Below are 22206 nucleotides of genomic sequence, written 5' to 3' on the forward strand. Positions count from 1 at the left end.
ATTCCGATGCGCTACGCGCCCTCGCAGGCCGGGGCCACGCCCGGCACGCCCAGCGCTCCGGACAGCACGTTGGCCGCCGCCAGCAGGTCGCCCTCGCCAAAGGCGCGGCCCAGCATCTGCAAGCCCACCGGCATGCCGGAACGGCCGCCCATGCCCACGGGAATGCACAGGCCCGGCAGGCCCGCCAGGTTCAGCGACAGGGTGAACACGTCCATCATGTACATCTTCAGCGGGTCGCTGGTCAGTTCGCCAAGGCCCCACGCCGTCACCGGTGACGCCGGGCCGCACAGCACGTCGCACCGGGCAAGGGCCTTCTCGTAGTCCTCGCGGATCAGGCGGCGCACCTGCGCAGCCTTGCGGTAGTAGGCGTCGTAATAGCCGGACGAGAGCACGTAGGTGCCCAGCATGATGCGCCGCTGCACCTCGTCGCCGAATCCTTCCGCGCGCGAGCGCACGTACAGGTCGGCCAGATCGCGCGGGCTTTCCGCCCGGCGGCCGTAGCGCACCCCGTCGAAGCGGGCCAGGTTGGAACTCGCCTCGGCAGGGGCGATGATGTAGTACGCCGCGATGCTGTAGGGGGTATGCGGCAGTTCCACGTCCACGATGGACGCGCCCAGTTCCTGCGCCTTGTCCAGCGCGGCCTGACAGGCGGCGGACACCTCTGGGTCGATGCCCTCGCCCCGGAATTCGCGCGGCACGCCGATGCGCACCCCGGACAGGTCCTTGCGGGCGGCCAGCGCGCCCATATAGTTGTCCACCGGCAGGGCGGCGCTGGTGGCATCGCGCGGGTCGTGCCCGGCGATGACCGACAGCAGCAGGGCCGCGTCCTCCACGGTGCGGGTCAGCGGGCCGATCTGGTCCAGCGACGAACCGTAGGCCACCAGGCCGAAGCGCGAGACGCGCCCGTAGGTCGGCTTCAGCCCCACGCAGCCGCACAAGGATGCGGGCTGGCGGATGGAGCCGCCGGTGTCGGTGCCGAGAGACCCGAAGCACTGCCCGGCGGCAACGCTGGCGGCGGAACCGCCGCTGGAGCCGCCCGGCACGCGGGCCACGTTCCACGGGTTGCGGGTGGGGGCGAAGGCGGAATTTTCCGTGGACGAGCCCATGGCGAACTCGTCCATGTTGGTCTTGCCCAGGATCACCGCGCCAGCCTCGCGCAGCCGGGCCACGGCAAAGGCATCGTAGTGGGGGGTGAAGTCGCCGAGGATGCGCGAGCCGCAGGTGGTGCGGGTGCCCGCCGTGGTCAGGGCGTCCTTGACCGTCAGCGGCACGCCCCACAGGGGCTTTGCCGGGTCCGGCCCGGCCCCGTCCAGCGCGCGGGCTTCCGCCAGGGCGGCCTCGCCCCGGTTGGTCAGCAGCGCGGCGATGGCGGGCTCGGTGCCCGTGATGCGGTCAAGACACGCGGCGGTGACCTGCTCCGCCGTCAGTTCGCGCCGGGCCAGCCGGTCGCGCACTTCGGCCAGCGACAGGGAAACGATTGCGGTGGACGTATCGGACATCTCACTATCCTTGGCTGTGCATGCCGCCGCTTGCGCGGGGCCTTGTCTGTAAACTTTAAGAAAAATATCTGCGAGAGAGGAGGGTTAAGGAATCGGGGCTCCGCCCCGAACCCCGCCGGGGGAACATGTTCCCCCGGCCCCCCTGCATTGTCTGCCACCGGGCCAGACAGGCATCGGGAAACGCGCCACGCACTTTCGCGCGTCAGGCGGATACCCTCTCTTTCTGCCTTTTCCCCGTCGCACCTCAACGCATCAGGGGAACAGGCTCTCTTCCGGCCTTTTCCCTGCCGCGTCGGCACTACCAGCGCGGCGTCCGGTTCAGGAAGGAGGCACTTTTCTTTTTCCCTGCGGGCCTCCGCACGTCAGATGCGTTGCGCTCTGTCTTCCTGCCTTTCCCTCGTTGCGCCTCCGCGCGTCAGGTGCGGGAAGTCCGTGTCGTGGCAAGGAAGGCAAGCACGGTGGGGTGAAGGAATACTCTTGTCGTATTTCGAACCCCACCGTGCGCAGCCTGACGCCGCCACGGCGCGGAATCCCCGCACCTTGTCACACGATTCGCGGAACGATGAAGAATTCCGAATCGGCCTCCGGCGCATTCCGCAGCACGTCCTCGCGCGTGCAGCGCGGTGCGGCCTCGTCGGGCCGCAGGGCCGTGGCGTGCTGCACGGGGCTGTACAGCGGCTCGACGCCGGTGGTGTCGAGGCCGTTCAGCATGTCCATGTAGCCCAGGATGTCGCCGAACTGGCGGGCAAAGGTTGCAAGCTGCGCCTCGTCCGGGGCCAGCCGGGCCAGCCGCGCGATGGCGGCCACCTGTTCGGTGCTGATGGTGGTCATGTTCGATCCTGTATGCGTGCGGATTATTGCGGGGTCGCGGTGGCGGCGGCCTTGGCGCGCGCCTCGTGGCGTTCGCGGGTGCGTTCCAGCTTCTGGCGAAATTCCGTGGGCTCCACGGGCCTGAAGCCGTCGGACGCGGGGGTGAACAGGAACAGGTCTTGCGCGGCGCGGCCGTCGGCGCTCCAGTGCAGCGCGCCCATGGCCCACTGCATGCGCTGGGCGTCGGCCAGGCGCCGGTTGACCTCGGCCGGGGTCCAGCCCTTTTCCGGCAGGCCCAAGGTGGTGGCGAAGCGCACGAAGTCGTAGCCCAGGCCCACCCAGAAATCGGGGGCGTCGGGGTTGCCCGCCTCGCGCAGGGTGCGCGCCAGGGCGTCCCCGGCGGGCGAGGACTGCGCGCCGTTCCACGCGCCGGGGAACACGGCCAGCCCGAAGTTGCGCACGTCCACGCTCTTCTGCCCGGCCAGGCCCTGCTCCCACAGGGCGGTGCCCAACAGCACCTGGCGGTCCTCGCCGTGGAAGAACAGGTTGGGGACCAGCATCTCCGTGTTCTTCCAGCTGTCGGGCAGGAAGGTGGCCTCGAAGGTTGCCCCCGGCACGGGATAGCTGTTGACGGTGCGCACCTTCACGAAGCTGCCCGCGATGCGGTTCCATTCCTGGTGCCTGCTGGCCGGATAGGACATGGTGGAGGCCACGCTGCCGCCGCGCGCGCGGGCGCGCTCCGCGAACAGCGAGGCCATCTTGCCGCCGAAGGCGTCGTCCGGGTGCAGCACGCCGTAGCTGGTCGCGCCCAGGGAGTCCTGGGTGAAGGCCAGCAGCGCGTTCACCTGGTCGTCGGGGCTGGTGAAGAAGCGCCACGCCACGCGGCCCTCGTCGCTGCCGTCAAGCTGCGGCAGAAAGGTGAAGAAGGCGCGCTGGCCGGTCAGGCCGCGCTCCCTGGCCGCGTTGAAGCTGTTGACGCGCAGCGGCCCGCCCACCACCACGCACTGGGGCGGCAGGGCGGCCAGCTTGTCCAGCCAGTCGGGCGATTCGGTGTTCAGCACCACCACCTCGACCTCGACGCCGGTGCGCGAAAGCTCCCACTGGGCCGCGCCCGCGCCGCGCGAGACCTTCCAGCCGATGTTGCCGAAGGCCCCGGTCATGGGCAGGGCCAGGGCCACGGTGCGCGAGGCGCGCATGCCGCCCTGCTCCAGCGGCGAAAGCACCCCGCCGAGCAGGTTGGGGTCGTTGAAGTTGCCGCTGCGCTGCAACCGGGTAAGGGTTTCCAGCGCGCGCAGCGAACCGGCGTTGGCGGCGGCCATGCGCCGGGCCGACTCCAGTTCGATGATGTTGTAAGGGTAGCGGCCCTCGTTCTCCGGCGAGACCGCGGCGGCAAGGCGGTCCACGGTGGCGGGTTCGGCGCGCTTGAGTTCGTCGAGCAGGCGATTTTCCAGCGCGGCGCGGAAGGACTGGCTGCCCGCCCCGCCACCGGCCTGCGTGCCCGCCTGGTTCCACAGGCTGGACAGCGTCTGGAGCGAGGCGGGAATGTCGCCCGCCTCCCACTGCCGGGTGGCTACGATGAGCCCGGCCTGCGCGCGCAGGCCCCACGGCCGCGCCTGGTCGGCGAACACGGCGTTGGCGCGCTGGCGGCTTTCGGTCTTGGAAATGCGCGAGACGGCGCGGTACCAGGCGTCCTGCCATTCCTGCCCGGCGTCGGCGGCCGGGTCCTGCCTGCGCCAGCCATCCAGCCCGTCCAGGGCCAGGTTGGGGTGGCCGTTGGCCTCGGCGGCAAGGCTGTAGCCGCGCCACGCGCCCAGGCGCTCCTCGGGCGTGATGTCGGTGCGTGCGGTCATCATGCCGAAGATGCGTTCCGCCGTGGCTGCGTCGCCGCGCTTGAGGGCCTCGTTGCCCTCGTCCAGCGCGGAACGCCGCACCGGCTGCTGCGCCTGCGGGGTGACCGGCTCTCGCGGGATGATGATGGACCGCTTGCCGCCGCAACCGGCGGCGGAAAATACCATGAGCGCGAGCAGGAAGAGGACCGTGGCGCGCGAAAGAACGTGCTGCATCGTGGGTACCGTGGCGTGCACCGTGGGGTGGGCCGTGGGTTTCCGGATGGGGTTTCCGGATGAGAATTCCCGCATGGGGTGGGCCGCATGGGGTTGCCGCGCGGGGCGTGCCCGGCAAGGGGTGGCGCCACGCGCCGCGAAACGGGTGGGGCATGCTCCGGCATGCCCGGCGGCGAATCGCGTCAGGCTATACATTGTGGCCCCGGAATGCAAGCAGGGCGCGCCCTGCGGCCCGGCCGCCCCCAAAGGGATGCGGACGGGCGCGTGGCGCGCCCCGGATCATTCCTGCTCCGTTTTCCCCGCGCGGCCAAGGCCGCGCGGGAGAAGACGGGGCGTGGCTACTTCTTCACTTCGGTGTAGTCGGCGTCCACCACGTCGTCGTCGCCCTTGGCCGAGCCGCCGTGGCCGCCGTCGTGGCCCGCTTCGGGGCCTGCGCCGGGCTGGCCCTGCTGGCTCTGCTGGTACAGCTGTTCGGCCAGCTTGTGCGAGGCGCGCGAGAGTTCTTCGGAGGCGGACTTGATGGCGTCCACGTCCGAGCCGTCCATGACCTTCTTCAGGGCCTCGATCTTGCTCTCGATGTCGGCCTTGGTGGCGGCTTCCAGCTTGTCGCCAAGGTCGGCGATGGACTTTTCGGTGCCGTAGATCAGGCCGTCGGCCTGGTTGCGGGCCTCGATGAGTTCCTGCTTCTTCTTGTCCTCGTCGGCGTGCGATTCCGCTTCCTTGATCAGGCGCTGAATTTCACTTTCCGACAGGCCGGAAGAGGCCGTGATGCGGATGGACTGTTCCTTGCCGGTGCCCAGGTCCTTGGCCGACACGTTGACGATGCCGTTGGCGTCGATGTCGAAGGTCACTTCCACCTGCGGGGTGCCGCGCATGGCCGGGGGAATGCCGGTCAGCTCGAAGCGGCCCAGGGTCATGTTGTCGCCGGCCATGGGGCGTTCGCCCTGCAGCACGTGGATGGACACCGAGGGCTGGTTGTCCGCCGCCGTGGTGAAGGTCTGGCTCTTGCGGGTGGGGATGGTGGTGTTGCGGTCGATGAGCCGGGTGAACACGCCGCCCAGGGTTTCGATGCCCAGCGAGAGCGGGGTCACGTCCAGCAGCAGCACGTCCTTGACGTCGCCCGCCAGGATGCCGCCCTGGATGGCGGCGCCCATGGCCACCACTTCGTCGGGGTTCACCGAGCGGTTGGGCTCCTTGCCGAAGAACTCGCCCACCTTCTTCTGCACCAGGGGCATGCGGGTCATGCCGCCCACCAGCACCACTTCGTCGATCTGCGCGGCGGAAAGCCCGGCGTCGGCCAGGGCCTTGCGACACGGTTCGATGGTGCGGTCCACCAGGTCTTCCACCAGCTTTTCGAGCTTGGCGCGCGAAAGCTTCATCATCAGGTGCTTGGGGCCGTTCTGGTCGGCAGTAATGAAGGGCAGGTTGATTTCCGTCTCCATGGAGGTGGAAAGGTCCTTCTTGGCCTTTTCCGCCGCTTCCTTCAGGCGCTGCAGGGCCATGCGGTCCTTGGAGAGGTCGACGCCGTTCTCGCGGCGGAACTCTTCCACAAGGTAGTTGATGATCCGCAGGTCGAAGTCTTCGCCGCCCAGGAAGGTGTCGCCGTTGGTGGCGCGCACTTCCACGACGTTGTCGCCCACCTCGAGGATGGAAATGTCGAACGTGCCGCCGCCAAGGTCGAACACGGCGATCTTCTCGTTGGCCTTCTTGTCGAAGCCGTAGGCCAGCGAGGCGGCGGTGGGTTCGTTGATGATGCGCTTGACCTCAAGGCCCGCGATGCGGCCCGCGTCCTTGGTGGCCTGGCGCTGGGCGTCGTTGAAGTAGGCGGGCACGGTGATGACGGCGTCGGTCACGGTTTCGCCAAGGTAGGCTTCCGCGTCGGCTTTCAACTTGCCAAGGATCATGGCCGAAATCTCGGCGGGGGAATACTGGCGGCCCTGCACTTCCACAGAGGCATCGCCGTTGGCGCCGGGCACGATGCGGTAGGGGCTGTGGGCCTTCCACTTGTTCACTTCGGGGGCGTCGCCCTTGCGGCCCATCAGACGCTTGACTGCGAACACCGTGCGCTCGGGGTTGGTCACGGCCTGGCGCTTGGCGATGTCGCCGACAAGGCGTTCCTTGTCGGTGAAGGCCACGATGGAGGGCGTGGTGCGCCCGCCTTCGGGGTTGGTGATGCACTTGGGATCCTTGCCCTCCATCACGTAGACGCAGGAGTTGGTGGTCCCGAGGTCGATGCCGATGATCTTGCCCATTGTCTTCCTCCTCAAAGGGTACGCGAACGTATCGCGAAGTGATCTTGCGCTGGCCGCCGACCCGGTGCGAGCCGTTCCGGCGTTGGCTGGTGTGAATAGTAAGGCGGGGTTGCCGGTCGTAAAGAGGGGAAGGCCAATTTTTCGTGCAAGGATGTGCACCGATGTGGTCGGACGCGGGGCTGCGGGGCGGGAAAGATGGGCGCGAGCGGGCACGGCGCGCCCCGAAACGCCAACGGCCCCGACACGATGCCGGGGCCGAAGGGGATCCTTGCCATTGTTGCCGAGGATGGAGGAAAAAACTCGTCAGACGTCAGTTGCCGGAAAGCGCCGGGTTCCGGGTGTGGCGCGTCAGCAGGCGTGACTCTCCCTGCCTAGGCAAGGCCCATTTCCTGCCGCAACCATTCCTTGATCTCTTCAGTGGGTTCGTAGATGCCGCGCAGGTCGCCGAATTCCGCCAGAAAGCGGTTGGCCAGCCGCTCGGGCAGAGGTGCGCTGTAAATGTCTTCCGCCGCTTCGGAATTGCGGCGCACCAGGCGCACCACCGGGCGCGGCCCCCAGGTGTCCACCACGAAGTAGGTGGAATAGTCGTCCTTGGAGCGCACGGGGGGGTATTCCGCGTGCCAGTTGTTGTTGCCCCACTCAAGGTACATGGTCACCGCGTGCTCTGGGCTGAGGTTCCAGTCGATATCCATGTGGCCGAGCGTCTTCAGGTCGTGCATCGTTCACTCCTGCCTGGGTGTTGCGCGTAACGGGCTGACCGCCCCCGCCCGGTGCGTCGCGTTGAAATTTCCGGGCCGCTCCTGCCCGGGCCATCCCCCTTCCCCATCCGGTCACCAGAGCGGGCCGGGCTGCCACTCCCGGCCCGCCGGTAACCGTCGCCAATGTGAAGGAGAGTGTGGCTGAGGAAGCACCACTCACCTACACAGTAACAATTACCATTACCGTGTCAACGGGTTTTCGGAAAATTCCGGCAACGTCTTGGCAGGGCTTTCGCCGCGCAGCGCTCTCGGCGTTGCACCATGCTGCTTGCCCACGGTGGCACGGCGGTTGCCCGGCGCTGTGGCGATGCCCGCGCGGCCAGCCTACGGGCTTTCTGCACCGCGCCGACTTGACGGTTGGTGCCCCGTATGTCTTTATGGTGACGGTGGGAAAGTCTGGAAGCACATCCAGTCTCCCCCCGCGTTCGGACATGGTTCCGCCCGCCGCCGCCCGCCTGCTGCCAGTTTGCCGTGCGTGCGCGCGCCGGGCCCTTCTCGCCACACCGCGACCTGGGAGGATACATGAAACCGGAAGAGTTCGCCCACAAGTTCATGCAGACCGCCAACACCATGGGCTGCACCGTCACCCCGTCGGGCAACGTGGTCTGCCCCGGCGGCAAGAACATTTCGCCGGGCAAGGCGGCCGCCATCTACAAGCGTTATGGCGACACCACGGCCAAGGTGCCTTCGTCGGAATTCCGCAACGAGCCGCACAGCCTGAAGCTGTTCCGCTCCATCGCCGCAAAGACCCTGGGATAGCCCTGGGCGGCATGGTGCGGGACATGCCCTACGACAGGCCTGGCAATCTGCCCCGCAGTTTGCAGTGACGCCACGGAGCGGCCCCCTGCCGATCCCCAACAATACACGACGGGGGCAACGGCAGGGCCGCGCCTGGTCGCAGCCCGCACGCCGGGCCGGTACTTCCGGCCCGGCTCTTTTTTGGGGCGGGGGTGGCATGGCCAGCCGGAACAGCAACCGCATGCTGGCGGCAAGGCCTTGCCCTGCACACCGCGCTTGCGGGACCGCCCCGGCGCCCCTCCCCGGCACAACGCAAACGGCCCGGAGGTTTCCCTCCGGGCCGTCGCATTTCGTCGTCGGCCGTGCGGTCGGTCCGCGCTAGGCGGCGCCGCGCACCCTCATGCGCGCCAAGGCGCGCTGCAGGGCTGCCTGGGCCCGTGCGCTGTCGAGCTTTTCCTTGGCTTGGGCCAGGCGTTGCTCGGCACGTTCCCTGGCCTTGCGGGCGCGTTCGAGGTCGATGTCCTCTGCGCGTTCCGCCGATTCGGCCAGCACGGTCACCTTGTTGTCCGAAACCTCGGCAAAACCGCCGGACACGAAGATCCAGTGCGTCTTGCCGCCAGCCTTGTAGTACAGGCTGCCGATGTTCAGCGCGGAGAGGAAGGGAATGTGGTTCGGCAGGATGCCGAATTCGCCCTCGTAGCCGGGCGCGCCCACATAGTCGACCTTCTCGCTGAGCACGAGCCTGTCAGGCGTGACGATTTCGAGATGGAGCGACTTTTCCATGGGTCACTCCTTATTGCTGCTCCTGGCGCTTCTTGTACTTTTCAAGGGCCGTCTCGATGCCGCCCACCATGTAGAAGTCGCCTTCCGCCAGGTGGTCGAAATCACCGTTCAGGATGCCCCGGAACGCCTTGATGGTGTCTTCCAGCTTCACGTACACGCCGGGCGTGCCGGTGAAGGTTTCGGCCACGTGGAACGGCTGCGACAGGAAGCGCTGGATGCGGCGCGCGCGCGCCACGGTCAGCTTGTCCTCGTCGGACAGTTCGTCCATGCCGAGAATGGCGATGATGTCCTGCAGGTCCTTGTACTTCTGCAGAACCTGCTGCACCGCGCGGGCCACCGAGTAGTGCTCGGCACCGACCACGTTGGGGTCGAGGATGCGCGACGTGGAGTCGAGCGGGTCCACCGCGGGGTAGATGCCGAGTTCCGCGATCTGGCGCGAAAGCACCAGCGTACCGTCAAGGTGCGAGAAGGTGGTGGCAGGCGCGGGGTCGGTAAGGTCGTCCGCGGGCACGTACACGGCCTGGACCGAGGTGATCGAGCCCTTGACCGTGGAGGTGATGCGTTCCTGCAGGCCACCAAGGTCGGTACCCAGGGTGGGCTGGTAACCCACCGCCGAGGGCATGCGGCCGAGCAGCGCCGACACTTCCGAACCCGCCTGGGTGAAGCGGAAGATGTTGTCGACGAACAGCAGCACGTCCTGGTTCTCGATGTCGCGGAAGTATTCCGCGCAGGCGAGGGCGGTCAGGGCCACGCGGGCACGGGCTCCTGGCGGTTCGTTCATCTGGCCGTAGATAAGCGCGGCCTTCTCCAGAACGCCCGCGTCCTTCATTTCGTGGTACAAGTCGTTCCCTTCACGGGTACGCTCGCCAACACCCGCGAACACGGAAATGCCGCCGTGCTGCTTCGCGATGTTGTTGATCATTTCCATGAGGATAACGGTTTTGCCCACGCCCGCGCCGCCGAACAGGCCCATCTTGCCGCCCTTGGGGAACGGGATGAGCAGGTCGACGACCTTGATGCCGGTTTCGAGCAGTTCAACCTTGGTGTTCTGCTCGGTGAACTCGGGGGCCGCACGGTGGATGGGCAGGTACTTGTCGGTATCGATGGGGCCCATTTCGTCAACGGGGCGGCCCACGACGTTCATGATGCGACCAAGCGACGCCTTGCCGACAGGCACCATGATGGGCTTGCCGGTGTCCACCGCTTCCATGCCGCGCACGAGACCTTCGGTCGCGTCCATGGCGATGGTGCGGACGACGTTGTCGCCGAGGTGCTGGGCAACTTCGCAGACCAGCTCGGGCGCGTCGCTGTTGTTGGGGTTCTTGATATCCAACGCGCTCAAGATGTTCGGCAGGTTGCCGCTCGGGAACTCGACGTCCACGACGGCGCCGATGACCTGAACGATCTTGCCAATGTTAGCACTCATGTGTGTACGCTCCCTTATTAGCCTTTCAGCGCCTCGGCGCCACCGACGATGTCCATGAGGTCGCGCGTGATCGAAGCCTGCCGCGTCTTGTTGAAGAGCAGCGTCAGGGAACCGATCATGTCGTCGCAGCTGCGCGTGGCGTTATCCATGGCGGCCATGCGCGCCGCGTGCTCGCTGGCGGAGGTGTCGAGCAGGCCGCGATACAGCTGCACCTTGATGAAGCGGGGCAGCAGTTCGGCCAGCAGGCCCTCCACGGCGGGTTCGTAGATGTACTCCTTGTTGGAGGCGGGGGCAGCCGGGGCGGCCTCCTCTTCCTTGGGAGCAATGGGCAGGATGGGCAGCGCGATGGGCAACTGCTTGGCCATGCTCACGAACTCGCCGTAGACCATGATCACTTCGTCCAGTTCACGCGTCAGGTAGGCATTTATGACCTCGAGCCCGATCCTGTTGGCGAGCTGGAAGTCGAAACTGCCCATCTGGTCGGCAAGCGCCATGGCGACCTCGTGGTCGGTCTTGCGGGCCGCGTCGCGGCCTTTCTTGCCCACGCAGTAGAACTTGACCTTCTTGCCTTCCGCGGCCTTCTTGGCGGCCAGCTTCAGGGCGGTGGTGATGAGGTTGGAGTTGAAGCTGCCGCACAGCCCGCGGTCGGAGGTGGCGAGGACGATCCCACACGTCTTGATTTCCTCGCGCACTTCCAGAAGCGGGTGGACGGAGCTGTCCGCCTTGCTCGCCAGGTCCCCCAGCATGTCATAGAACTTGGACGCGTAAGGGCGGAACCGTTCTATGCGCTGCTGGGCACCGCGCAGCTTCGCCGAGGCCACCATGTTCATGGCCTTGGTGATCTGCTTGGTCTTCTTGACCCCGGCGATCTTGACCTTGACGTCTTTCAAAGAAGGCATCGGTTACCTCCCGCCTAGGCTTGGAAGCCCTTTTTGAACTCGGCAACAGCTGCCTTCAGGCGGTCTTCGATGTCCGCGTCGAGAGCCTTCTTGGTCTTGATGTCGTTCAGGATGTCGGCCTTCGAGTTCTTGATGAAGTCGAGCATCTCGGTTTCGAACTTGCGAATGGACAGCACCGGCACGTCGTCCATCAGGCCGCGGGTGGCGGCGTACATGGAGGCGACCTGCTGTTCCACCGGCATGGGCTGGTACTGGGGCTGCTTCAGCAGTTCCACCAGGCGCGCGCCGCGATCAAGCTTCTGCTTGGTGGCCTTGTCGAGGTCGGAACCGAACTGCGCGAAGGCAGCCAGTTCGCGGTACTGGGCAAGGTCCAGACGCATGGTGCCGGCAACCTGCTTCATCGCCTTGATCTGCGCGGCGCCGCCCACTCGGGAGACCGACAGACCGACGTTGATGGCGGGCCGGATGCCCGCGTTGAACAGGTTGGGTTCCAGGTACACCTGACCGTCGGTGATGGAGATAACGTTGGTCGGGATGTACGCGGACACGTCGCCGGCCTGGGTTTCGATGATCGGCAGGGCGGTCAGCGAACCGGCGCCCAGCGAATCGTTGACCTTGGCGGCGCGTTCCAGCAGGCGCGAGTGCAGGTAGAACACGTCGCCGGGGTAAGCTTCGCGCCCCGGAGGACGGCGGAGCAGCAGCGACATCTGGCGGTAGGCCACGGCCTGCTTGGAAAGGTCGTCGTAGATGATCAGGGCGTGGTCGCCCTTGTCGCGGTAGAACTCGGCCATGGTGCAGCCGGAGTACGCCGAGATGAACTGCAGCGGCGCGGGCTCGGAAGCGGTGGCGGAGATGATGGTGGTGTATTCCATGGCACCGTGCTTGCGCAGGGTGTCGGCCACCAGGGCGACCGTGGCCTTCTTCTGGCCGATGGCCACGTAGAAGCACCGGATGCCGGTGTCACGCTGGGCCAGGATGGCGTCGATGCAGACGGCGGTCTTGCCGGTCTGACGGTCGCCGATGATCAGTTCGCGCTGCCCGCGCCCGATGGGCGTCATGGCGTCGATGGCCTTGATGCCGGTAGGCATGGGCTGGTGCACCGACTTACGTGCGATGATGCCGGGCGCCTTCAGTTCCACGGGGCGGAACTCCTTGGCGTCCAACGGGCCCAGGCCGTCGATGGGCTGGCCGAGGGGGTTGAGCACGCGGCCCATGACCGCGTCGCCCACCGGCACCGAGAAGATCTTGCCGGTACGCTTGACCGGGTCGCCTTCCTTGATGTTGGTGTCTTCACCCAGAAGAGCAACACCCACGTTGTCCTCTTCAAGGTTGAGCACCATGCCCATGAGCCCGCCGGGGAACTCGAGCAGTTCCATGGCCATGGCATTACGGACGCCGTAGACGCGCGCAATACCGTCACCGACCGAAAGGACGGTGCCGGTTTCGCTCATCTCGACCCGCTGCTCATAGCTTTGGATCTGCTCTTCGATGATCTTGCTGATTTCTTCGGCTTTGATCTGCATAGCCCTACTCACCCCTCTTGATGTTGTCTTTGAGGATACCTAACTGCGCGCGCAGGCTGGCATCCAGCACCCGGTCGCCGACCTTCAGCACGACGCCGCCAAGGATGTCCTTGTTCACGCTGAAGGTGAGTTCCAGCTTGCGTCCGGCCTGCTGTTCAAGAGCTGCCTTGACCTGTGCGCGCTTTGCTTCCGCAAGTTCAACGGCCGTCATCAGCTCGCCGCGGATGACGCCCTTTTCGGCGTCGAGGAGAACGCCGTAGAAGGACTGGATGTCGGAAAGGTTGGAGAGCCGCCCCTTGTCCGCCAGCAGCAGACAGAAATTGCGGACGGTGGCGCTCACGCCGTACTTCTCGACCAGTTTCAGGATCACGCTCCGCTTCTCATCGGCGGTGATGATGGGATTGCGGAAGATGCGGCCAAGTTCGGGCGCCTTGTCGAGAGCCTCGGCAAGCGCGGCAAGGTCGCCACCGCACTTTTCGAGTTCACCGACGCCCGATTTCGCGCCCAGCGCAAAAAGCGCACGGGCGTATCTGCGAGCTACGATGTTGCCGGTCAATTGAGCACCACCTTCGTTAAGTATTTGTCGATAAGCTTCTCGTGCTCCTCACCAGTGAGCTTTTCCTGAAGCATCTTTTCGGCGGCGGCAATGATCTGGTCGGCCATCTCGGCGCGCATGTTCTCCATGGCCTGCTTGATCTCGTTCTCGGCCGTGCGCGCGGCCTGCTCGGTGATCTGGGAGGCGGTCTTTTCCGCCTTCTCGATGATGGCGGCCTGCATGGCTTCGCCCTGGGCGCGGTACTCGGCGAGGATGGCCTGCCGTTCCTGCTCAAGGCTGGCGATGCGGCGTTCGACGTCGGACAGGTTCTTGGCGGCCTCTGCCTTGCGGCTTTCAAGGTCGTTCAGTTCCTGCTCGATGCCCTTCCTGCGGCCGGAGAAGAAGCCCACAATCTTCTTGCCCGCGGCCCAGTAGATGATGCCGATGAAGATGACGAAGTTGGCGACACGGAAGGCGAAGTTGCCCCAGTCGGCATGACTCTCTCCTCCGCCGTCGGAGGCCAGAGCCACGCTGGCGGTGGCAAGCACCAGTCCGAGCGCCGCTGCACTGTGTTTCAGCCCTTTCAACGCCGATCCCTCCTTGCTGTTGCGCACTGACGGGGGGGGTTAGCCCAGCACCTTGGCGGTAGCCTTGGCGGCCAGCGCGTCGACCTGCCCCTTCAGGGTGTCCATGGCGGTCTTCACCTGGGCGGCCACCTGCTGGCGGGACTTTTCCAGGTAGTCCTGGGCCTGCCTGCCGGCATCGGCCAGGATCACCTGTTCCCGGGCCACGCCCTCGGCCCGGGCCTTGTCGCGCTCGGCCGTGGCTTCGGCGCGGGCTTTGGCAAGGGTGGCCTCGTAATTCTTCAGCTTGGCGTCGGCCTGACCGGCGAACTGCTCCGATTCGCCGAGAAGGCCGGACATCCTGTCACGCCGCTTTCTGATGATATCCCGCACCGGCCGGATGAGGATGGCATTCAGAACCACGAGCGTCACAAGGAAGTTCACCAACTGGAAGAAGAAGGTGATGTTCAGATCGATCATGCCTGCTCCCTTGGTGAGGTTGTGAATTTAAGCTCAAAGTCGGGTTGGATTTAGCTGATTACAACGGGTGTGTCAAAGTCTTTTTTCCTTTGCAAACAGTCTCCTGGAGCCCAACCTGCCGTCATTGCGATACAAATGAAAAAGCCGCCCGAAGGCGGCCGGAAAGGGCATGTGAAGGGGCGGGGTTTACTCCGTCTTTTCGGAAGGCTGCATGGTGATGCGGCCCTCGATGACGGCGCCCTCCTCCATGACCAGCACGGGGGTGGAGAGATTGCCGTTCAGATTGCCGGTGCGGTGCAGGATGACCTTGCGCTGGGCCGCCACCTCTCCGGTGACGCGGCCCGACAGGATGAGCTGCCCCACGCGCACCTGCCCTTCCACATTGGCGTCCTTGCCCACGATGAGCGTGCCCTCTGAATGCACCTCGCCCACGAAGTTGCCGTCTATGCGCACCGCCCCCTGAAAGCTCAACTGGCCCTGGTACACGGTACCTGCGCCGAGGAAGGCGTTTATCTCGTCCCTTGCCATGTGTGTCGCCTCCTTTGTGAGGGAAAGTGCAACTTTGCCGATGTTCGTATTTTCAGGAATCACGACGTCTTGAACATGAACCGCCGCATGGAGACATTGAGCACGATCCCAATCAGGCTGAAATTGACCAGGGTGGCGCTGCCCCCGTAGCTGATGAACGGCAGCGGCACGCCCACCACGGGCATGAGCCCCATCACCATGCCCATGTTGATCAGTATCTGCCAGAAGAAATAGAAGAAAACCCCCACCGTCAAGTAGCTGCCAAAGCGGTCCTTGGCGTCTCGCGCGGTGTTGAAGATGCTGAGCAGAAACAGGCAGAACAGCGCCAGCAGCACCACGCACCCCATGAAGCCCCATTCCTCGCCGAACACGGCCAGGGCGAAGTCGGTGTGTTTTTCCGGCAGAAAGCGCAACTGGCTCTGGGTGCCCCCCAGAAATCCCTTGCCCCACAGCTGCCCGGAACCGATGGCTATCTGCGACTGGATTATGTGATAGCCCGCCCCAAGCGGGTCGTTGCCGGGGTCGAGGAAGGTCAGGATGCGCTGCTTCTGATAGTCGTGCAAGCGGAACCACGCCAGCGGCAGCAGGGAGGGCACCACCACCAGGCAGGTCTTCAGCACGCCGGGCTTCACCCCGTGGAACAGGGTGATGCCGCCCAGCAGCATGAGCAGCAGCAGCGTGGTGCCAAGGTCCGGCTGCATGACGATGAACGAGGCGGGCAGCAGGCCCAGCCCCAGCACCTCGAACAGCCCCTTCCAGCCCAGCGGCTCGCGGCTGCGCGACAGAAAGCGCGCCCCCATGATCAGGATGGCGATCTTGGCCACCTCGCTGGGCTGCAGGTTCATGAAGCCCAGCGGCAGCCAGCGCCGCGCGCCGTACACCACCTTGCCGAACACCGGGATGGCCGCCAGCAGGATCATGGTGATGATGAACAGCGGCAGGGCCAGGCTCTTCATGTGCCGGTAGTCGAACAGCATGAAGAAGACCATGCCGCCAAGGCCCATCAGCCCCCACAGCAGCTGCTTCTGGTAGAAGGTGGAGACCACGATGCCGTCTTCCATGCGCACGCCGCTGGCCGAGTACAGGTTGGCCACGCCGAAGAGGAACAGCAGCGCGGTGAACCCTACCAGGCCCCAGTTCATGTGGGTGATGAGTCGGCGGTCGATGGGGGTCATTGTCCGTCCTCCGGGGCCACGTTCTGGAAGCGCCGCAGCGGCGGCGCCACGCCGTCGTCACCACCCCGCCCGTCCGTCGTGGCGGCGTCGGGATCGAAGGTGTCCGGGTCGTAGCGGTGCTGGCCCTCGCGGGCATCCTCCACCTCAAGCGCCTCGGCCCCCCGGCCCGTGGCGCGGTCTCGCCCCGCGGGCCGAGCCGAACGGCCCGCGGGCACGGTGCGCAGGCCTTCGTCCTGCCGGTCCTGCTGCTCCGGCTGTTCCGGCGCACCCGCCGTCTGGTCTGGCCGGGCGGGCGGCGGCACGGGGATGGCGGAACGGGAACTCGGAGCAGGCTGCACCTGCGGGACCGATTGCCCGGGCTGACCGGGCTGGACTGGCTGGCCGGGCTGGACTGGCTGGCCGGGCGAGACCATGCCCGGAGAGGCCGGAGCGACCGGGGCGGTCTGCCCGGCGGGCGACAGCGGCGCCGCACCCGGCGGCGAGCCGAAAAATTTGTCGTACACCCGGCGCGCCACGGGACCGGCATCCGAGCCGCCGTGCCCGCCGTGTTCCACCATGACCACCACCACCAGGCGCTTGCCCGCCTTTTCACCCCAGGTGGCGATCCAGGCGTGGTCGCGGTGCTCGTAGGCCAGGTTTTCGGTGCGCACGCGCTCTTCGCCCACCATCTTCAGCTTGGTGACCTGCGCGGTGCCGGTCTTGCCGCCCATCACCGCGTCGGCGCGCCGCAACACCTTGGCGGTGCCCCGGTCATCGTTGACGGTCTGGCGCATGCCGTCGAGAATCATCTTGCGGCCCGCGGCGGTGAACGGCAGAGAGGAGCGCACCGTGGGGTCTTCGTCGGCCAGCAGGCTGGGCTTCAGCAGCTTACCGCCGTTCATCAGGGCGGAAACGAACGAGGCCACCTGCACCGGCGTGACCAGGGTGAAGCCCTGGCCGATGGACACGTTCAGGGTTTCACCGCGGTGCCACGGTTCGCCGAAGCGGCGGCGCTTCCACTGCTTGGAGGGCACCAGGCCGGACTTTTCGTGCGGCAGGTCTATGCCCGTGGGCGCGCCGAACCCGCACGCCTTGGCGAAGGCCTCGATCTTGTCGATGCCGAAGCGGTCGCTCATCTGGTAATAGTACACGTCGCACGATTCGATGAGCGAACGCATCATGTCCACGCGGCCGTGCCCGCCCTTCTTCCAGCAGCGGAACACCTGCTTGCCCAGGGCCACTTCGCCAGTGCACCACACCGAGTCGGCGGGGTTCAGACCTTCGTTCAGCAGCATGCCCGCCATCATCAGCTTCCATACCGAGCCGGGCGGGTACACGCTCTGGATGACGCGGTTCTGCAGGGGATGGCGGGGGTTGTCGCGCAGGGCCTGCCATTCCTTCAGCGAAAGCCCGGCGGCGAAGGCGTTGTTGTCGAACGAGGGCTTGGTGACCAGCGCCAGCAGCCTGCCGGAGTCGGGGTCCATGGCCACCACGCAGCCGGTCTCGTCCTCCAGCGCGTCCCAGGCGACCTGCTGCAACCCGAGGTCGATGGAGAGGTCGATGTTCTCGCCGCTCTGCGGCTCCAGCACCAGCTTCTTGTTCAACTGGCGGCCCAGCACGTCCACTTCCAACTGGTGCAGCCCCTTCTGGCCGCGCAGGCGGCGTTCCAACACCAGCTCCAGCCCCTGCTTGCCCACGAAGTCGCCAAGGTTCAGGTCCTTGTCGTCCTCCAGCTCCTTTTCGTTGGCTTCGGCCACGTACCCCAGAATGTGGGCCATCAGCTCGCCCTGCGGATAGTTGCGCTTGGACCGGGTGACGATTTCCAGGCCCGGCCATTGCAGCACGCGGTTCTCGATGCGCGCGAGCAGATCGAAGGGCATGTCGGAGATGAGCAGCAGGTGCTCGAAGGGCTTCACCCGCAGGCGGTCCTGGTTGAACTTGGCGGTGAGCTGGTCAAGGGGAATGCCCGTCCACTCACTGACCTGGGCCAGGGTGGAAGGAATGTCGCGGCAGTCCTCGCGCACCAGGGCCAGACCGAAGGCGGGACGGTTTTCGGCCAGCAGGCGGCCTTCACGGTCACGCAGGAGCCCGCGCGAGGCGTAGATGCGCTCCTGGCGCAGCCGGTTCTCGCGCGCCATGCGCGCGAACTCCTCGCCCCGGTGGATCTGCAGGTACCAGAAGCGCACCACGAACAGGAAGAACAGTCCGGCGACAATGCACTGGAGCAGTATCAGGCCCCCGCGGGGCGGCTGAAAACCTTCGGGTTCAAACTGAATGCGCATCGCCCATGCATCTCCGGCGCACGAAATGGGTCAGCCACCAGGCCGGGGGAATGACGCAGGCCTGCCACACGCTTTCCAGGAACAGCCTGTCCTGCGGAATGTCCAGTTGCTGCAGCGAGGCCATCATCAGCGTGAACAGGAAGTGGCACGCGCCAAGGCCCAGGCTGAGCAACACCACGAAGACGAGGTTTTCGGCCTCGAACAGCCAGCGCCCCACGTTGAAGAAAACGATAAGCGCGCCGTACCACAGCGCGGTGGAGCCGAAGGCCAGGGTGCCCGTGCCCTCCTGCACCAGCAGCAGCACAAGCAGCAGCCAGAAGGTCTGGTAGAGCCGCCGTTCCTGCAGCGACACCAGCAGACCGGCCACCAGCAGGTCGATGCCCGGCAGCTGCTGCTGCAGCCATACGCCCACCACGATGAAGCAGGCCCACCAGACAAGGTTGCTGAAGTTCATGGACGTTCCGGCATGGGGGTGGTTGCGCCCAGGGGGCCAGGGTTGCGTGTGGACGGGCGGGCGCGCGTGCGCCGTGTGCGTGCAAACGGCCCGCGCAAGGTGCCGGGCCGGACGTGGCGCCTACTGCCGGGGAGGCTGGCCGGGCTGCTGCCCCGCCGGAGCCGTCTGGGGTACCATTTGGGGTGCCGCCTGGGGAACCGTTTGCGGAGTCACCTGGGGCTGCGCCTGCGGGCGCGGCGCTCGCGGCGCGGGCTGGTTCGACGGGGTCTGCTGCGCGCGGTGACCGCCGTGGCCAGAGGACGCTCCGCCGCCCTGCCCCGAACCCTGGCCGGTGCCCGGCCCCACGCCCTGCGTGGCGTTGACGCTGGGCAGGGGCAGTGTCTGCGCCCCCGGCTGCACCGGGGGGCGCTCCAGCAGCAGCACCTCTTCCAGGGCCTCCAGGTCGGCCAGCGGGCTCGCGTACACGGTCTGGAACAAAGAAAGATCGGACTGCGACACGCTTTCCACCCGGGCCACCGGCACCCCCTTGGGGAACGCGCCTTCAAGGCCCGATGTCAGCACCAGTTCGCCCACCTCTATGCGGGCGTTCTGCGGCACATACTTCATTTCCAGCAGGCCTCGCGGGCCGGTGCCCACCAGGATGCCCGCGGTGCGGTTGGCGGCGCTGAGCACGGCGATGCGGCTGCCCGGATCGGTCAGCAGCAGCACGGTGGCGGTGTAGGGGCCAGCCCGGTACACGCGGCCCACCACGCCTTCGTGGGTGAGCACGGGCGTGCCCGGCCCCGCGCCGGAATAGTAGCCCCGGCTGATGATGGCCGACTCCAGCGCGGCCTGCGGGCCAAGCCGGTTGGCCACCACGCGCGCGCCAAGGGGTTTCCAGCCTTCGGGGGGCTCCAGTTCAAGCAACGCGCGCAGGCGGGTCAGCTCGGCCCGCTCTTCGGAGGCAACCTGCACCTGTTGCGAAAGGGTGCGCACCTGCTCGCGCAGCGCCTCGTTTTCCTCGCGGACCCCGACCAGGTCGAGGTAATTGTTCCACGACGAAACCACCTGGTCCCTCGCCCATATGCCCGGCTTCAGGATGGCGCCCACGAATTCCAGACCGGCGTGTTCCGCCAGCCTGTCGAGCACGCCGGTTCTCTGGTTCCAGGTATACAGCCCAAGGTACAGGAACAGCGCCAGTACCAGAAGCAGGATGATGCGCTTGAGCGAGGCGTTAATCTATGCACACCTCCTTCAGGATGTGCAGATTGTCCAGCGCCTTGCCGGTGCCGATGACCACGGTGGAGAGCGGGTCGTCCACCACGGTGATGGGCAGCGAGGTTTCTTCGCGCAGCAGTTGGTCGAGCCCCTTGAGAAGGCCGCCGCCGCCCGTGAGCACGATGCCCCGGTCCACGATGTCGGCCGCCAGTTCCGGCGGGGTCTGCTCCAGCGCGATGCGCACCGCCTGAACGATGCTTTCGACCTGCTCGGAAATGGCCTTGCGCACCTCTTCGGAGGTGATGATGATGTTCTGCGGAATGCCGGTGACAAGGTCGCGGCCCTTCACCTCGAGCTGCTGCTCGGGGTCCATGGGGTAGGCGGAGGCGATCTTGATCTTGATCTCTTCGGCCGACGATTCGCCGATGAGCATGTTGTACTTGCGCTTGACGTGGGTCATGATCGCCTCGTCCATCTTGTCGCCGCCCACGCGCACCGAGCGCGAGTAGACGATGCCCGACAGCGAGATGACGGCCACTTCGGTGGTGCCGCCGCCGATGTCCACGACCATGTTCGAGGTGGGTTCCTGAATGGGCAGGTTGGCGCCGATGGCGGCGGCCATGGGCTCCTCGATCAGGTACACCTCGCGCGCGCCGGCGCTCTGGGCCGATTCCTTCACCGCGCGCTTTTCCACCTGGGTGATGCCGGTGGGCACGCAGATCATGATGCGCGGGCGCACCAGGCGGCGGGAATTGTGCACCTTGGAGATGAAGTGGCGCAGCATGGCCTCGGTGATCTCGAAGTCGGCGATGACGCCGTCCTTCATGGGCCGGATGGCCTGGATGTTTCCGGGGGTGCGGCCCAGCATGCGCTTGGCGTCGTGGCCCACGGCAAGCACCACGTTGTTGCCGCGCGTATCCTTTTTCACCGCCACCACCGAGGGCTCGCGCAGCACGATGCCCTGGCCCTTGACGTAGACGCAGGTATTGGCCGTACCCAGGTCTATGGCCAGGTCGTTGGAAAACATTCCGAGGACGAAATCCAGTATCTTTGCCATTTTATCTTACTTGCCTCTCTGAGGGGGAATGCGTATCAACATTGCGAAACAGGGCATTCTTCCAAAAGGACAGCCATTGTCAATCGAAAACACCACGGCCCGGCTGCACCAGTTGGCGACGTATTTGCGGTTGCGCTTCGGCGCGCGCGTCCAGAAGGTGCCGCTCGACGCCGGATTCTCCTGCCCGAACCGCGACGGAACGCTGTCGCGCGGGGGCTGCGTGTTCTGCAACCCGCACGGTTCCGGTTCCGGGCTTGGCGAAGAAGGACTGACGCTGGAAGAACAGTGGACGGTCTGGACGGGACGTTACGCCCGCACGCGCAACGCCGGTCTGTTCATAGCCTATTTGCAATCATTTTCCAACACGTATGGTCCACTCGACAAATTGCGCCATGTTCTCGGCGCGTTGTCCACATTACCGGGCATTGTTGGCGCGGCCGTGGGGACCCGTCCTGACTGTGTGGACAATGAACGCCTGGATCTGGTGGCCGCGCTCCCCCTGCCCGAAGTCTGGCTGGAGCTGGGCTTGCAGTCGGCCCACGACGCCACCCTGGCCCGCATCAACCGGGGGCACGACGCGGCCACGTCCGAGCGGGCCGTACGCGCGGCGGCGCAACGGGGGCTGCGGGTGTGCGCCCACCTCATGGCCGGGTTGCCGGGCGAAACCGGGGACGACTTTCTGGCCACGGTGGACTGGGTGAACCGCCTGCCCGTGCACGGCGTGAAGTTCCACGGGGTGTACGTGTGCGCACACACCGCGCTGGCGCGGCAGTGGCGGGCCGGGAAATACACCCCCCTGGAACGCGAGGAGTACGCAGACCTCATTGCCCGCGCCCTGCCCCGGCTGCGCCCGGAAATCGTCATCCAGCGCCTGACCGGCGACCCGGCCGGGGATGAACTGCTGGCCCCGGACTGGGCCGGGGACAAGCGGGCCACCACGGCGCGCATCCACGAACTGCTGGCCCAGCGGGGCACATGGCAGGGCAAGGATGTGGCGGAACATGCACCCAACGAACCGGGAGCGCCATCCGCCCCACAAGGCCCACCCGCATGGTTCGGCGTGCCTGCCCACCGCCTGCCGGGGGCCGCGCCGCGCCTGTGCGATACGGAACAGGCCCGCGCGTGGGAGGCCGAATATGCGGCCGCCTGCGCGGCGTTTCCGCATCTGCGGCCGATTCCGGGCGGCGAATGAGCGCGCCTGGCCG

19 protein-coding genes and 1 pseudogene are annotated in these 22206 nt (G+C 66.3%); 2 read left to right on the forward strand and 18 right to left on the reverse strand.

What is annotated here, in order from left to right; genetic code table 11:
* Positions 1-11 precede the first annotated feature (11 nt).
* The 5 genes from gatA to RVX_RS12220 all read right to left on the reverse strand — a co-directional run bounded on the left by gatA (position 12) and on the right by RVX_RS12220 (position 7343).
* Positions 12-1499 (reverse strand): Asp-tRNA(Asn)/Glu-tRNA(Gln) amidotransferase subunit GatA, encoded by a 1488-nt coding sequence (gene gatA / locus RVX_RS12200; protein ID WP_116306082.1) that lies wholly within the window; start codon positions 1497-1499, stop codon positions 12-14.
* 543 nt (positions 1500-2042) lie between these two features.
* On the reverse strand, positions 2043-2330 hold the full coding sequence (gene gatC, locus RVX_RS12205) for an Asp-tRNA(Asn)/Glu-tRNA(Gln) amidotransferase subunit GatC (RefSeq protein ID WP_116306083.1): 288 nt from the start codon (positions 2328-2330) through the stop codon (positions 2043-2045).
* A 23-nt stretch (positions 2331-2353) separates the two neighbouring features.
* On the reverse strand, positions 2354-4372 hold the full coding sequence (locus tag RVX_RS12210; protein WP_230404602.1) for a penicillin-binding protein activator: 2019 nt from the start codon (positions 4370-4372) through the stop codon (positions 2354-2356).
* A gap of 338 nt (positions 4373-4710) precedes the next feature.
* Positions 4711-6624, reverse strand: a complete 1914-nt coding sequence (gene dnaK / locus RVX_RS12215) for a molecular chaperone DnaK (RefSeq protein WP_116306085.1) — start codon at positions 6622-6624, stop codon at positions 4711-4713.
* A gap of 371 nt (positions 6625-6995) precedes the next feature.
* Complete coding sequence (locus RVX_RS12220; RefSeq protein ID WP_116306086.1) at positions 6996-7343, reverse strand: DVU0772 family protein; 348 nt, start codon at positions 7341-7343, stop codon at positions 6996-6998.
* Positions 7344-7904: 561 nt separating this feature from the next.
* Here RVX_RS12220 and RVX_RS12225 point away from each other — a divergent pair.
* On the forward strand, positions 7905-8141 hold the full coding sequence (locus RVX_RS12225; RefSeq protein WP_007527068.1) for a hypothetical protein: 237 nt from the start codon (positions 7905-7907) through the stop codon (positions 8139-8141).
* Between the two features lie 357 nt (positions 8142-8498).
* On the opposite strand, the gene RVX_RS12230 is transcribed toward RVX_RS12225, so the two are convergent.
* The 13 genes and pseudogenes from RVX_RS12230 to RVX_RS12290 form a co-directional block, all read right to left on the reverse strand.
* The gene (locus tag RVX_RS12230; RefSeq protein ID WP_007527064.1) at positions 8499-8903 is read right to left on the reverse strand and encodes a F0F1 ATP synthase subunit epsilon; all 405 of its coding nucleotides are present in this window, start codon (positions 8901-8903) and stop codon (positions 8499-8501) included.
* Between the two features lie 10 nt (positions 8904-8913).
* Positions 8914-10329 (reverse strand): F0F1 ATP synthase subunit beta, encoded by a 1416-nt coding sequence (atpD, locus tag RVX_RS12235; protein WP_116306087.1) that lies wholly within the window; start codon positions 10327-10329, stop codon positions 8914-8916.
* 17 nt (positions 10330-10346) lie between these two features.
* The gene (locus RVX_RS12240) at positions 10347-11228 is read right to left on the reverse strand and encodes a F0F1 ATP synthase subunit gamma (RefSeq protein ID WP_116306088.1); all 882 of its coding nucleotides are present in this window, start codon (positions 11226-11228) and stop codon (positions 10347-10349) included.
* A gap of 14 nt (positions 11229-11242) precedes the next feature.
* Complete coding sequence (gene atpA / locus RVX_RS12245; protein ID WP_116306089.1) at positions 11243-12751, reverse strand: F0F1 ATP synthase subunit alpha; 1509 nt, start codon at positions 12749-12751, stop codon at positions 11243-11245.
* A gap of 4 nt (positions 12752-12755) precedes the next feature.
* Positions 12756-13307, reverse strand: coding sequence for an ATP synthase F1 subunit delta (gene atpH / locus RVX_RS12250; protein WP_116306091.1), 552 nt, complete (start codon positions 13305-13307; stop codon positions 12756-12758).
* Positions 13304-13873 carry an ATP synthase F0 subunit B gene (locus tag RVX_RS12255; protein WP_172596571.1) on the reverse strand — a complete coding sequence of 190 codons (570 nt, stop codon included), beginning with the start codon at positions 13871-13873 and terminating at the stop codon, positions 13304-13306. The genes atpH and RVX_RS12255 overlap by 4 nt, the downstream gene beginning before the upstream one ends.
* Before the next feature lie 39 nt (positions 13874-13912).
* The gene (locus RVX_RS12260; RefSeq protein ID WP_007527052.1) at positions 13913-14329 is read right to left on the reverse strand and encodes an ATP synthase F0 subunit B; all 417 of its coding nucleotides are present in this window, start codon (positions 14327-14329) and stop codon (positions 13913-13915) included.
* Between the two features lie 186 nt (positions 14330-14515).
* Complete coding sequence (locus RVX_RS12265) at positions 14516-14857, reverse strand: bactofilin family protein (RefSeq protein WP_116306093.1); 342 nt, start codon at positions 14855-14857, stop codon at positions 14516-14518.
* Positions 14858-14916: 59 nt separating this feature from the next.
* Positions 14917-16032 (reverse strand): rod shape-determining protein RodA, encoded by a 1116-nt coding sequence (rodA, locus tag RVX_RS12270; protein ID WP_116306094.1) that lies wholly within the window; start codon positions 16030-16032, stop codon positions 14917-14919.
* A gap of 479 nt (positions 16033-16511) precedes the next feature.
* Positions 16512-18293, reverse strand: a pseudogene (gene mrdA / locus RVX_RS12275) (penicillin-binding protein 2); the annotation flags it as partial.
* On the reverse strand, positions 18277-18747 hold the full coding sequence (locus tag RVX_RS12280) for a hypothetical protein (RefSeq protein ID WP_116306098.1): 471 nt from the start codon (positions 18745-18747) through the stop codon (positions 18277-18279). The pseudogene mrdA and the gene RVX_RS12280, both read right to left, overlap by 17 nt.
* Positions 18748-18867: 120 nt before the next feature.
* Positions 18868-19875, reverse strand: coding sequence for a rod shape-determining protein MreC (mreC, locus tag RVX_RS12285; protein WP_216362348.1), 1008 nt, complete (start codon positions 19873-19875; stop codon positions 18868-18870).
* Positions 19876-19960: 85 nt separating this feature from the next.
* Complete coding sequence (locus RVX_RS12290) at positions 19961-21001, reverse strand: rod shape-determining protein (RefSeq protein WP_007527040.1); 1041 nt, start codon at positions 20999-21001, stop codon at positions 19961-19963.
* Between the two features lie 76 nt (positions 21002-21077).
* On the opposite strand from RVX_RS12290, the gene RVX_RS12295 reads away from it, so the two are divergent.
* Positions 21078-22193 carry a TIGR01212 family radical SAM protein gene (locus RVX_RS12295; protein ID WP_230404603.1) on the forward strand — a complete coding sequence of 372 codons (1116 nt, stop codon included), beginning with the start codon at positions 21078-21080 and terminating at the stop codon, positions 22191-22193.
* Positions 22194-22206 lie beyond the last annotated feature (13 nt).

Origin of the sequence: Nitratidesulfovibrio sp. HK-II, assembly GCF_003402415.2 — a bacterium.
Taxonomy (GTDB): Bacteria; Desulfobacterota; Desulfovibrionia; order Desulfovibrionales; family Desulfovibrionaceae; genus Cupidesulfovibrio.

Coding starts and splice junctions, on each gene's coding strand:
- gatA (WP_116306082.1), bottom strand. CDS start 1,499: ATGTCCGATACGTCCACCGCAATCGTTTCCCTGTCGCTGGCCGAAGTG.
- gatC (WP_116306083.1), bottom strand. CDS start 2,330: ATGACCACCATCAGCACCGAACAGGTGGCCGCCATCGCGCGGCTGGCC.
- RVX_RS12210 (WP_230404602.1), bottom strand. CDS start 4,372: ATGCAGCACGTTCTTTCGCGCGCCACGGTCCTCTTCCTGCTCGCGCTC.
- dnaK (WP_116306085.1), bottom strand. CDS start 6,624: ATGGGCAAGATCATCGGCATCGACCTCGGGACCACCAACTCCTGCGTC.
- RVX_RS12220 (WP_116306086.1), bottom strand. CDS start 7,343: ATGCACGACCTGAAGACGCTCGGCCACATGGATATCGACTGGAACCTC.
- RVX_RS12225 (WP_007527068.1), top strand. CDS start 7,905: ATGAAACCGGAAGAGTTCGCCCACAAGTTCATGCAGACCGCCAACACC.
- RVX_RS12230 (WP_007527064.1), bottom strand. CDS start 8,903: ATGGAAAAGTCGCTCCATCTCGAAATCGTCACGCCTGACAGGCTCGTG.
- atpD (WP_116306087.1), bottom strand. CDS start 10,329: ATGAGTGCTAACATTGGCAAGATCGTTCAGGTCATCGGCGCCGTCGTG.
- RVX_RS12240 (WP_116306088.1), bottom strand. CDS start 11,228: ATGCCTTCTTTGAAAGACGTCAAGGTCAAGATCGCCGGGGTCAAGAAG.
- atpA (WP_116306089.1), bottom strand. CDS start 12,751: ATGCAGATCAAAGCCGAAGAAATCAGCAAGATCATCGAAGAGCAGATC.
- RVX_RS12260 (WP_007527052.1), bottom strand. CDS start 14,329: ATGATCGATCTGAACATCACCTTCTTCTTCCAGTTGGTGAACTTCCTT.
- RVX_RS12265 (WP_116306093.1), bottom strand. CDS start 14,857: ATGGCAAGGGACGAGATAAACGCCTTCCTCGGCGCAGGTACCGTGTAC.
- rodA (WP_116306094.1), bottom strand. CDS start 16,032: ATGACCCCCATCGACCGCCGACTCATCACCCACATGAACTGGGGCCTG.
- RVX_RS12280 (WP_116306098.1), bottom strand. CDS start 18,747: ATGAACTTCAGCAACCTTGTCTGGTGGGCCTGCTTCATCGTGGTGGGC.
- RVX_RS12290 (WP_007527040.1), bottom strand. CDS start 21,001: ATGGCAAAGATACTGGATTTCGTCCTCGGAATGTTTTCCAACGACCTG.